Consider the following 12,446-nt stretch of genomic DNA (forward strand, 5'->3'; position numbering starts at 1 on the left):
TCAGATCAGATCGTCTTCCTCATTCTCCGCCAGCAGGCGGCCCATCGCCTCGAACAGCTGATCCATTGCCACCGGCTTGAAGATCACGTCGTTCGCCCCTGCCGCGATGCACCGGTCGCGCAGGTCCGGGGCGGTATCGGCGGTCACGACGATCACCGGCAGCTGTGCCTTCGCATCGGTCCGCGCACGGATGTGCCCGATCGCGGTGATACCGTCCATGCCGGGCATCCGCAGGTCGACCAGGATCATATCGAAATCGTTGCCGTCGATCAGGTCCAGCCCGATCTCGGCGCTTTCGGCCTCGACCATCGTGGCGCCCGCGACGTCCAGCATGTCGCGAACGACCCGCCGGTTCATCCGATCGTCTTCGATGAACAGGACGTTCAGTGCCGACATGCGCGAACGTTCCTCCCGGGGCCGTTGGTCCATGGACCTGTCATCTGTCTTATGTCCCTAAGCCGCCTGCCGCGCAAGCGCGGTTTCCAGCGCGTTGACGGCCGCCACCAGTGCACGCTTTCCTGCCGCCCGTTCAATAACATGGGTGGCACCATGCGAATGCCATATAAGGTGTGCCGGACCCCCGCTGGCAGGGGCGATCACCGCGACCGGCGCGGCCGCGGCCGCCGCGGCGATCGGCGCCAGATCGCCCGCCGCGGTCAGCGCGCCGGCCTCCACCAGCACGCGATCGGGGCGCAGCCGGGCGATCTCGGCCGCCGCATATTCCGGGTCGGCAAAGGACACCTGGCCCATATCGCGGAACAGCGCGGCGTACATCGCGCGGGTGATCGGGCTGCGTTCCACCACCAGCAGCGCCGGCGGTACCGTAGGCAGGTCGGGGGGGGGCGCGACGACCAGCGGCAGGTCCAGCGTGAAGCGCGCGCCCTGCCCCGCACGACTTTCCACCGTCACATCGCCGCCCATCGCGCGCGCCAGGTTTCGACAGATCGCGAGCCCCAGCCCCGTGCCGCCGAACTGCCGCGTGGTGCCGGCATCGGCCTGGCGGAAGGATTCGAAGATCGCGTCCTGCACGTCGCTCGGGATGCCGATGCCGCTATCCTGCACCGTCAGGCGCAATCGCGCATCCTGCGTCGTCAGCGCCAGATGCACATGCCCGCTGGCGGTGAACTTGACCGCGTTCGACAAGAGGTTGAACACGATCTGGCGCAACCGCGTGACGTCGCCGACGATCCATTGCGGCACGTCTTCCCATGTCGCCTCGAACACCAGTCCCTTGGCCACCGCGGGCGCGCGCCACAGGCGAACGGCCTCCTCCAGCGCCGCATGGACGTCGAGCGGCGCGCTCTCGATCGTCATCCGCCCGGTTTCGATCTTCGCCACGTCCAGGATGTCGTCGACCAGCGCCCGCATCGTCGTGCCCGCGCCATGGATCACGCCCAGCCGTTCCCGGACCGCCGCCTCCAGCCGCGTGTCTGCGATCATCACCTGCGTCATCCCGAGAATGCCGTTCAAGGGCGTGCGGATCTCGTGGCTGGTCGTCGCCAGGAACTCGGTCTTCGCGCGCAACGCCTTGCCCAGTTCGGCATTGGTCGCCGCCAGCGCGTCGTTGGCGGCGCGGACGCGGTCGCGGCTGCGGCGGATCGCCAGCAACGCCATCGCCAGCGCGATGATGACCGCCGCGGTCGTGACGCCGGCCGCGGCGAAGATCCACCGCTGCGTCGCCGCCGAGGCCCGCTCGTAACGGATCGATCGCGCCAGATCGGCGGCGCGCAGCTTGGCGATGCGCAGTTCCTGATTGGCGTAATCGAACCGCGCGGTCGCCAGCGCCGCGCTGTTCGACCGCGCGATCTCGGTCGCCTGGTCGTCGATCCGCTTCAGCGCCGACAGATGGACCAGCGCCCGCGCCGCATCGCCGCGCGCGACGTAGACGCGATAGGCGATCTCATGCATCCCGCGATCGGCCAGCGTGGTGCTGGACAGGTCCGCGCCATGGAAGCCCCGTTCGACCAAGGCCGCGGCTTCGCTCAGGTCGCCCCTGCGCTGCGCCACCGCTGCGGCGAGCAGCAGAAGCTGCGGCCGCACCGGCGCGAGACGCACGTTGTCCGCCAGCGCCAGCGCCCGCTGGACGGCCCGGCTTGCCGCATCGACCTGCCCGAGACGGAGGCGCACATCGGCAAGGTTGCTCAGCGCCTGGGCCACCACCATGTCGTTGCCGGTGGCCTCCGCCATCGGCAGCGCACGATCGAAGTCCCGAAGCGCCTCGACGTAGCGATGCAGCGACGTCAGCGACACACCGCGGCCCAGATAGACCGGAAAGAAGATGCCCGGGTCCGGGCTGGTCGCATCCAGCGCCTGCTGGAAATACCGCAGTGCTGCATGATGATCGCGTGCGCCGTCATACAGCAGGGCAATGAGCGTCAGTGCCTTGGCCTGATCCCTTGCCCGTCCCAAGGCGGCAAAAAGCCCGTGCGCATGCTGCAAGGCCGGCAGGGCCTCCGCGATGCGTCCCGCATCCGTCAGCGTCGCACCGCGCGACAGGAGGATTTCGGCCAGAAGCGCGCGATCGATCCCCTGCTTACCGGCATTCGCCTCGGCCAGCGCAAGAATCCGCAGCGCCCGGCCCGTCTCTCCGACCCTGCCGAGCGCCTCCCCCGCCAGCCACAGCGCGATGGCGTTCTTGCGCGAGGCCTCGATCGGGTCACGCTCGGCCCGTGCCAACGCGAGCGCGCGATAGGCTTCCACGACCGCGGAGCGAGGATCGGAGGGCATGGCGGCTTTCGCCCGCTCGATCCGATGGTCGAACGACGGGTCCCGCGCAGGGGCTGCCGCCATCAACATAAACCCCATCGCCATCGCGGCGACGCAGGCACACAGGCGTCGGATCAGTGACGTTTCCATGAGTTCGCCAGCCGCATCACCGACACGCGCGACTCGCGGGTCGCGCGCTGCGTATCGTCGTGCCGCAGGAAGTCGATCAGCGCGTCGAGCGCGATCGGGCGACTGATGAAGAACCCCTGCACCGTGTCGCACCCCATGACCGTCAGCAACGCCAGCGTCGCCCCCGTCTCGACGCCTTCAGCCACAACCTCCATGTCGAGGGCATGGGCAAGGTCGATCGTCGAGCGCACGATCAGCGGATCGCGGTTGGAACTGGTGAGGTGGGTGATGAACAGCTTGTCGATCTTCAGCTCGCGCGCCGGCAGTTGCTTCAGATACGCCAGGCTCGACAGACCGGCGCCGTAATCGTCGATGGAGATGCGCACGCCGATCGCATCGAACCGATTGAGGTTGGTGATCGCGCACTCCGGGTCGCGGATGACCGAGGTCTCGGTCACCTCGAACCCCAGCTTGGCGTCGGGTGTGTCCTCGACGATCGCGCAGACCGTCTCAACGAAATGAACGTTGGACAGCAACTGGCCGGAAATGTTGATGAAGATGCGCAGATCCCATCCCGCGGCGCGCAGTGTCATCTGGTCACGCAACGCGCGCCGGATCGTCCACAGGGTTAGCCCGTCGATCCGCTGCGCTTCCTCCGCCGCGGCGATGAACTCGCCGGGCAGGACCATGCCACGCTCGGGATGCTGCCAGCGCACCAGCGCCTCGACACTTGAAATTTCGTGACGTCGCGCATGGACCTTGGGCTGGTACATCAGCAGCAATTCGTCGCGTTCCAGCGCCCGGTCCAGTTCCCGTGCCAGCGCCGCGACGGGAGTCGGCTCGGCATCGGCGCGGTCCTGTTCCGATCGGCGACGCTTCGCCTGCGCCAGCGATCGTTCGGCACGCTCGATCAGGGCCAGTTCGTCGTCATTGCCGTCCGCGACGACCGCCACGCCAAGCGACAGATCGACTCGGTGCCAGTCGCCGTCGATCAGGAACGGGATCGCCATCGCGCGCGTGATCGCCGCGGTCACGTCCGCGTCCGTCCCCTGGGCGTCGATCTCGATCATCGCCGGCCCGACCGCGCGAGCGATGGCGCCGGGCAGCAGCGCAGGAAACCGGTCGGCGATATCGGTCGGCAGCGACCGCGTCCGGTCGAGCCCGAGACGGCGGCGGAGCGCCGGAAAATTCGCGATCTCGGCCAGCACCTTGACGTGCGGCACCATCCCGGCGCCGGCGACGCCGACGGTCGTCCCGACCGGCGGCACGGGCGGGGTAGGGCTGTGAGGACTGGCCATGGCAAGTTCCGGCGTAACCGGCACTTTTGAAGATTGGCTTAATGTGTGACGAAGGAAGCCGCAGACAAGGTTAACGATGTTGAGCGAAGGTAAATTGCTTGTTAATGTTTGCCCGCCTCCTTCGCCGGGGGTGAGCATAACAGGGAGAAAGCCATGCTCGCGTTCATTATCTCCGTCGTGTACGGAATGACCGTTCGTCCCTGGTAAGACGAACCGGTTCGGTCCGGTGACGGCTTCGCGCTGTCACCGGACTGAATTGCCGTCCCTCACGGCACGGCGATGATGAACGGCGGATGCCCGGTCAGGCGGCGCGGCGCGCCGATGGTGCCGGGTTGCTGAATTCCATGCTGTCGTCGACCGATCCGAAGCGTAGCGCCAGCACGTCCAGCGCGTAATTCTGGTTGAGCCGCCACGGCTTGCGGTCACCCTGCCGGGGCAACCGATCGAGCGCGCGCTGGATGTAACCGGAGGTGAAATCCACGAACGGCTCGGGCGCGACGGGGTCGGCGCCGATCCGCGGCGTCGCCTGTCGCAGACCGCGCTTCTTCATCGTATTGAGCAGGCGGCACAGGTACATCGCGACCAGATCGGCCTTCAGCGTCCACGATGCATTGGTGTAGCCGAATACGAAGCTGATGTTCGGCACGTCCGAGAACATCATCCCCTTGTACTGCAACGACTGGGTCAGATCGATCGGCACGCCGTCGCGTTCGAACTGCGTGCCGCCCATCAGCGCCACTTCCAGCCCGGTCGCGGTCACGATGATGTCCGCGGTGATCTCGCGCCCGTCCGACAGCATGATGCCACCCGGCGTGAACCGGTCGATCGTGCCCGTTTCGACGCTGGCGTCGCCGGCGCTGATCGCATCGAACAGGTCCGAGTCAGGCACGAGGCACAGCCGCTGATCCCAGGGATTGTACCGCGGGGTGAAATGCGTGGCGACGTCGTAGTCGGGGCCGAGTTTCTCGCGCACCATCCCGATCAGCCGCTCCTTCGTCTGCTCCGGCCGGGTGCGCGTCATGCGATAGAAGAACATGCCCATCAGCACGTTCTTCCACCGCGTCACCCCATAAGCGGCCTTCGACGGCAGGTGGCGGCGCAGCCAGTTGGCGAACCCGTCCTCCGCCGGTCTCGATACGACATAGGTGGGGGAGCGTTGCAGCATCGTGACGTGCGCCGCCTGTCGCGCCATCGACGGCACCAGCGTCACCGCGGTCGCACCGCTGCCGATGACCACCACCTTCTTGCCCGCATAATCGAGGTCCTGCGGCCAGAATTGCGGGTGGACGATCCGCCCGGCGAAGCTCTCCTGCCCCTCGAACGCCGGGGCATGGCCGCGATCATAGTCGTAATAGCCAGAGCACATGTGCAGCCAGTTGCACGTGAAGGTCGCGGTCGTGCCGTCCGCGCGTCGCGCTTCCACGGTCCAGCGCGCCTCCTTGGTCGACCAGCTCGCGCGCGTCACCTTGTGGTGGAAACGGATATGCCGGTCGATCCCGCCGTCGCGTGCGGTCTCCTCGATATAGGCGCGGATTGACGGGCCGTCGGCGATGGATTTCGCCGCGGTCCACGGCCGGAAACTGTAGCCCAGCGTATGCATGTCGGAATCGGAACGGATGCCCGGATAGCGGAACAGGTCCCACGTCCCCCCCATCGCGGCGCGCGCCTCAAGGATCACGTAGCTGCGTCCCGGGCAGCGGTCCTGAAGGTGCCACGCCGCGCCGATCCCCGACAGGCCGGCGCCCACGATCATCACCTCGACATGCTCGCTCATAGCGTTTTCCTCTCCGCTCCGGCGTCGATGCTAACCCGGATGTCAGTAGCGGAAAAGAACGGATCGTGCCGCCGCGTCAGAAATCCCGCGAATAGCGCAGCTGGACGTTCGATCCGCCGAACGACCCGGCCTGCGACAGGATGCTGATCGACCGCGTCAAGGCGATGGTCAGCTGCGTCGCGGTGAAGCCGCGGGCGTCAGTGACGATCTCGATATAGATATCGTTCGTCAGATACTTGCCCGCCGCCAGCGCCGTCCCGCGCCCGCTCGCCTCATCCGCGCCAAGCACCCGCAGCCGGTCGAAGCCGGTCGCCGAACGCAGCTTGCCCAGCGGGTTCAGCCCGCCACCCGACCCGCGCAGCGAATTGAGCGCCGCTGCCAGCTGGATCGCCTCGGTCGCAGACAGATTCTCCGGGTTGGTCCCGAACAGCAGTCGGCTGACCACCTCGTCCTGCGGCAGCGCGGGGCTCGACGTGAAGGCGATCTGCGGACGCTGCCCGGTGCCGGTGATGGCGATGTTGAACGTCACCCCGTCGCTGCTGGTCGTCGCCAGGATGTTGATGTCCGGATCGGTCATCGCGCCGCCGCGGAACCGCACCTGCCCGCGCTGTACCTCGAACCTCTTGCCCGCGAACGAATACGTCCCGCGCACCAGGTCCAGCCCGCCAGTGATGACCGGCGCCGCCGAGGTGCCGCCGACGCGCAGGTCCATCTCCCATTCGCTCTCCAGCCCCATGCCGGACACGAACAGCTGGTTGTCCGCCCGCACACGCAGGTCGAGCTTGAACAGGCCGACTGGTGCCGCGGCGGGACGGTCGGTCGGCCGCGCGACGCGAATGTCGCTCTTGCGCCGGACGCCGGTCAGTTCGGGGACTTCCGCCGATCCCTGGCGGATGATCTGATAGCGGGCGTTGGGCACGCTGATCGTCCCGCTGATCAATCCGCCATCGGCGTTCTTCTGGATGCGCACGTCGCCGCTGGCGGTCGCGCCCAGCGCGTCGGATCGCGCCAGCTGCGCGTTGCGCATCGCCACGCGCACGTCCATCGGGAAGCCCTGCGCCGCGGCAAGCCCGACCACGCCCTGCGCCTGCACCGTTCCCTGCCCGGCACGCGCCTGCACCTGGGTCAGCTCCAGCCGGTCGTTGTTGAACCGCCCGGCGATGCGCATGTTCGACAGCCGCGTGCCATAGGTTTCATTGTCATATGTCAGGTTGTCGGCGCGGATCAGGCCGTTGATCCGCGGTGCCGATGCGGTGCCGCCCAGATCGGCGGCGATCGCGATCGGACCGGACAATTGCTGCTCCGCCAGCCCCGCGAAGCTGAACAGCACGCCCGACGGACCATTATAGCGCACGCCGCCCGACAAGGCGCCCTGCGCCAGCCGCGTCGTCCAGCTGCCGCTGCCCACCGGGGTCAGCGTCGCGACCATCCGCCCGACGGCGTTGCCGCCACGACGGATCAGCGCCCGCCCGTCGCCACCAGCATCTGAAAGCCGCCCCTGGAACAGGATATCGACCGGCTCGGAAACCGACGACAGGCTGGAACGGGTGAAGTTCGTCACCGACAATCGCGCATCCGCCTGCGGGAAGGCCGCGCCGCTGCGCTGGACGTAGTCGACGCTGCCGGTCGCTTGGCCACCGACGCCCAGATTCGGTACCAGCGCGCTGACCAGTGACAGGTCCATCCTGTCCAGCCGCATCTGCGCCTGCGTCATCCCGCCGCCGAAGCGGCCCGCCACCCGCATCGACCCGCGATCGAAATCGAGCCGCGTCGGGTCAAGCCGATAGCCGCCGTCCGCCGGAACGATCCGCGCCGCGCTGGGGGTTCGGAACGACACGCCGTTCGCCTGCCCCTGCAACGCGACCAGATACTGGCTGGGCGACAGCCGCGCATTGGCGGCGAGGCGGAACGGCACCCCGTTCGATCCGGTCAACAGCGCCTGCGCCGTGCCCGATCCGCCGGCATAGTTCACCTTGACGCGGCCCGCCTGGATCACCGTCGCCCCGTAACGAAGATCGGCGACCTGCGCGTCCGCCGTGATCTGCGGCTTGTTGTACAGGACCGCATCCGCCTTGATGAGCGCGCGGCCGATCGTGAAGTCGATCGCGCCCGGAATCGTCGCGGCATAGGCGCGGGCGTCGATCGCGGCGCGCTGATACCGGCCCTGCGCGCTCAACGCCGCGGTGCCGTTCAGCCCCGACCCGGCGAAACGCAGCTGGCCGGCGAACGGCCCTGCCGCGGTCTGCACCATCCGCCCGGCGAACTGTACCCCCGCGAACAGCACTCGGCGCACGTCGATCGCCAGTTGCGCGCCGGGGGTCACCAGCACGTCGGCAGTGAACGGGCCATAGGTCGTCCCGCCCGTCGCATTCACCTGATAGGCGCCACCGCGCCCGACGATCCGCGCATCCAGATCGGCCAGCCCCACGCCCACGCCCGGCCGTGGCGCGCGCAACCGCACGACCGGCGCGGTCGCGCTGCCCGTCACCCGCGCGAACAGCGGGCCATATTGCGTCGAAAAGGCATCGGCATCGACCAGCAGCCCGCCATTGCGCGGATCGAACCGCCCCTGCCCGCGCGTGATGCGGAACTGTGGCGCGTTCATCGTCAGGCTCTGGAAGGTAACGATCCCCTCGGGCGAATAGCCGAAGCGCGTGCTCAGCACCGCATTGCCGCCCAGGAAATTGCGCACGCCGGCATTGAACAGCTGCTTGGTCTGCACCGCGACGCGGCCCGTGATGCCGAAGCCGCCGCGCGCGCCGGGTACCAGATCGGCCTTGGTCTGGATGTTCAGAATGCCGACGCTGTCGACGCGGAAATTGTTGACACGCCCCTGCAGTGCGCCGGTGTAGCGCCCGGTCTGCACGTTGGCGGCGATGATCGCGGTCGCGTCGATCGTGTCGGAACGAATGCGCAGATTGTCCGACAGGATGTTCGGCATGGCGATCGCCAGATCGCCGTCGATCCGCGCGTTGGTGGTCAACCCGCCCAGTGCCGGGTTCAACCCCGCGACTCGTGCCGCCCGTGCATGGACCGGCACCAGGATGCGATCGGCATTCACGGTCGCGCGCCCCTCGGCATACAGCCGCTCGACGCTGGTATCGGCGAAGCCCAGCGCAGCGGCCCGCAGCTTGTAATCGACGGTCGGCGTCGCGAACGCGCCGTTCAGGACGACGCGCGCCAGCACGTCGCGTCCGCGCACGTTCGGTGCGATCGCCCCCGGCGTCTTCAGCATCGCATCGACCGCGAAATTGCCGAAGCGGCTGTTGGCGAGATCGACGATGCCGCCAGCGTCCACCGCCAGCGCGTCCGACGTCAGCTTGATCCGCGTATCCGCGCGCCGTTCCGCCAGCGTCGCGTCCAGCGCGACCTGCATCGCCGGCGCGGTCAGCCGTTCGACCGGCCCTTCCAGATACAGCCCCGGCCGGGTCGGCCCACGCACTTCGAAATGCCCGTTGCGCGCCAGCAGCGACAGATCCGCAAGCTGCCCGCCGCCCAGCGTCGCGACAGCGCGGCCGCGCCACGACGCCCAGCTGCCGGCACCGTCCACGGTCGCGGTCAGCGGCGCCTTCAGCCCCGCCATCTGCGCCACCAGGCCACCCGCTGGCGCGGCAAGGCGCAGGTTCAGGTCGAGCTTGTTGTCGTCGGGCACCGCATCCAGCCGCAACCGCGCGCGATCACCACCGGCGACGCCGGCACCGCGCAGCGCGTCGACGTTGGCCACCAGCTGCGCGCGCCGGTCGGCGATATGCGCCTGCCCGTCGATGCGCACGATATGACGCGCGCCCGATACCGGCGGCTTCATGACGAAGCGCGCGACCTGCAAGCGGCCGATATCGATGTCCAGATCGGGAAGGATCGGCGCATTGGGGTCGGTCGGCTCGGGCGACGGGCGCAGTTCGGGATTGCGCCGCATCGTGATGAGCTGGCTCGACGCGCTGCGCACGTCGACGTGATTGTTGACAAACGCGAACGGACGCCAGTCGACGTCGATCCGCGGTGACGTGAGGAACACGCCCTTGGGATCGCTGACGCGCACGTCGGACAAGCGCATCCGCCCGTAGAGCGAGCCATCGATCCGCCCGACCTTGATGTTCAGCCCCGACGCGGTCGAATAGCCGCCGATCTGGTCCGCAACGAAGCGGCGGCCCGGATCGGTGTTGATCCCGGCCACGATCGCCAGCACCAGCACGGCGAGCGCCAGCAGCGCGATGCCGAGCCATTTCAAGATACGCTGCCACAGCGGGCGGCGCGTCACGACGACGGTCTCAGCGGCGGGAGCGGTGTTCTCGGTCATCAGAACGCCTGCCCGATCGAAAGGTACAGCGCGATACGCGGGTCGCCGGGCCGCCGGTTCAGCGGCGTGGCGACGTCGACACGCATTGGGCCGAAATTGGTGTAAAAACGCCCGCCGATCCCGGCACCGAAGCGCAGGTCGCCGCCCTTGGGCAAAACGCTTTCATACGCATTGCCCGCGTCGATGAACGGCACAATCCCGAAATCGCCGAAGCGATAGCGCGCCTCCAGCGAGAATTCGTTGAGGCTTCGACCGCCGACCGGGCGCAGGTTGGCGAGGTCGATATTGCCCTTGTCGTCCGGCACCAGCGAGCTGACCGGCTCGAGCGGCCCCAGCCGCTGGAAGCCATAGCCGCGCACCGATCCGCCGCCGCCGCCGTAATAGCGCCGCGACGGCGCGATATCGTCGCGCGCCACGCCGAAGATGCTGCCGGCCCGCGCACGCCCGGCGATTACCAGGCTGTCGCTCACGGGATAATATCCGGTCGCCTCGATCAGCGCGCGGCCATAGGGGCGCACCGATCCCTGCACCGACGTCTCCGGGCTGAGGTTCAGCTTCAATCGATAGCCCTTGGTCGGGTTCAGCAGATCGTTCGACCGGTCGAACAGCGCCTGTCCCGGCAGCGCGAGTACGCCGTAGGTGCGCCGCACGCGCCTGTTCTCGCCGAAATCGAACACGCTTTCGTTGGTGCCGACCAGTTCGAAGCCATAGGCATAGGTGAATTTCTTCTGCCAGATCGGCGTCGAATCGTAGCTGATCCGGCCGGACAGCGTGCCCGTGAATGCCTCGAACGCATCGTAATTGGCGCGCAGCGCGCTGGCGATCACCGTAACCGTGCGGTCGCGCCGCCCGGCGTTCTGGCGCCGGAACGTCGCCGACAACCCCTGCTGCTGCGTCCCCGCGATCGCCCCCAGGATCAGCGCGCCTTCGGGCGGGAAGCGGTTGCGGTTGGTGAACGTGCCTTCCGCGGTCACGCCCTGACCGGTCTGGAACCCCACGCTGCCCGCCAGGCTGCGTGCCGGCCCCTTGTTCTGCCGGATCATCAGGTCGACCTGCTCGGTCCCGTCCGGCCCCGGCTGTCCGGTGCGCACCGGTTCGACGCCGACCGAGTTGAACAGCCCGGTGCCGACCACCGCCTGACGCAGGTCGTCGGTCAGCCGCGCATCGTACAACTGGCCCTGCTTGAACCGCGGGAAGACGTTGAGGTGCTCTAGCCCGAACACCGCATCGCCCTCGGTCCGCAGTGCGCCGAACGACGATCGCGGCCCGGTGTCGACCGGCAGCGTATAGTCGCCGCGATGAGTCTGTTCGTCGAGCAGAATGTCGCGTTCACCGACCTTGACGAACGGATAGCCCTGCTGCGGCAGCTTCAGGCTGACGTTCGCTTCCGCGCCCTGCACCCGCGCGGCCTGGATCGGATCGCCGGTCTTCAGCGGCAGTTCGCGGCGCACCAGCCCCTCCGGCACCGTCGGCCCGGCCTGCACCGTGATCGTGCCCAGTGTGTAGAGCACGCCCGGCGTCGCCGAAACGATCGCGCGGATCCGTGAGGCGGCCGCGGTGCCGTTCTCACCTGGGACGTTCTCGATCGTGGAGATCGCGGTGCCGTCGTAATAGCCCAGCGACTTCATCAGCCGCACCGCCAGCCCCTCGTCCTCGCGCGCGCGGGCGGCGATCTGGGTCGCGTTATCGGCCTTGCCCTTGCCCTCGCGCAACGCGGACAGCGAATTGAACTCGTCAGTCAGCCCCAGCGGGTCCAGCCCGCGCACCTCGGTGACATAGGCGATGTCGGGTGTCTCAGTCCCGCCGCTGTCGGCGACGGCATTGAGCGGCGTGCTGTCGAACGCCGCCAGCGGCTCCAGCGGCGCGGCCAGCGCAGCGTCCGGCGTGGCCGCCGCCGGCGGCTGCCCCGGTGTCAGCGGCGCAGCGGCGGCCTGCTCTGCGCTACCGGTGGGCGTCGCAGGCTGGACCGTGACCGGCTCCAGCGGCGCGTTGATGTCATTGGTGATCGGCGGCAGCGCGGCGTCGAACTCCGCATCGGGGACGATCGGTGCGTTCGCCTGCGGGTCGGATGCGGGCACCGGCGCCGGCGTGTCGGGGCCGCGGGCCGGCGCCGTGCCGGGCATCCCCATCTGCGCCGCCGCCGGCGGCGGCAGCATTACACTCGCGATGGCCCAGGCGATCGCACTGCGGGCGGTGGCGGCCAGAACGCGGGGACGACGAACAAGAAAAGACAAGAATAACG

At 68.3% G+C, this 12,446-nt stretch carries 6 protein-coding genes; all 6 read right to left on the reverse strand.

The window, feature by feature from the left end:
• On the reverse strand, positions 1-387 hold the full coding sequence (locus COA07_RS02665; RefSeq protein ID WP_066707546.1) for a response regulator: 387 nt from the start codon (positions 385-387) through the stop codon (positions 1-3).
• 66 nt (positions 388-453) lie between these two features.
• Positions 454-2,727 carry an ATP-binding protein gene (locus tag COA07_RS02670; RefSeq protein WP_169924218.1) on the reverse strand — a complete coding sequence of 758 codons (2,274 nt, stop codon included), beginning with the start codon at positions 2,725-2,727 and terminating at the stop codon, positions 454-456.
• A gap of 113 nt (positions 2,728-2,840) precedes the next feature.
• A complete protein-coding gene (locus tag COA07_RS02675; protein WP_245841958.1) occupies positions 2,841-4,133 on the reverse strand; it encodes a GGDEF domain-containing phosphodiesterase in 1,293 nt (430 codons plus the stop codon).
• Between the two features lie 301 nt (positions 4,134-4,434).
• On the reverse strand, positions 4,435-5,907 hold the full coding sequence (locus COA07_RS02680) for a flavin-containing monooxygenase (RefSeq protein WP_083956883.1): 1,473 nt from the start codon (positions 5,905-5,907) through the stop codon (positions 4,435-4,437).
• Between the two features lie 76 nt (positions 5,908-5,983).
• Positions 5,984-10,204, reverse strand: coding sequence for a translocation/assembly module TamB domain-containing protein (locus tag COA07_RS02685; RefSeq protein ID WP_066711319.1), 4,221 nt, complete (start codon positions 10,202-10,204; stop codon positions 5,984-5,986).
• On the reverse strand, positions 10,204-12,360 hold the full coding sequence (locus tag COA07_RS02690) for an autotransporter assembly complex protein TamA (protein WP_245841959.1): 2,157 nt from the start codon (positions 12,358-12,360) through the stop codon (positions 10,204-10,206). The genes COA07_RS02685 and COA07_RS02690 overlap by 1 nt, the downstream gene beginning before the upstream one ends.
• Between the last annotated feature and the right edge of the window lie 86 nt (positions 12,361-12,446).

The organism is Sphingomonas adhaesiva, assembly GCF_002374855.1.
GTDB lineage: Bacteria > Pseudomonadota > Alphaproteobacteria > Sphingomonadales > Sphingomonadaceae > Sphingomonas > Sphingomonas adhaesiva.

Bases quoted from the DNA above. Each gene is read 5' to 3' on its own strand.
- COA07_RS02670 (WP_169924218.1), bottom strand. From the start codon at position 2,727: ATGCCCTCCGATCCTCGCTCCGCGGTCGTGGAAGCCTATCGCGCGCTC.
- COA07_RS02680 (WP_083956883.1), bottom strand. From the start codon at position 5,907: ATGAGCGAGCATGTCGAGGTGATGATCGTGGGCGCCGGCCTGTCGGGG.
- COA07_RS02675 (WP_245841958.1), bottom strand. From the start codon at position 4,133: ATGGCCAGTCCTCACAGCCCTACCCCGCCCGTGCCGCCGGTCGGGACG.
- COA07_RS02690 (WP_245841959.1), bottom strand. From the start codon at position 12,360: ATGCTGCCGCCGCCGGCGGCGGCGCAGATGGGGATGCCCGGCACGGCG.
- COA07_RS02685 (WP_066711319.1), bottom strand. From the start codon at position 10,204: ATGACCGAGAACACCGCTCCCGCCGCTGAGACCGTCGTCGTGACGCGC.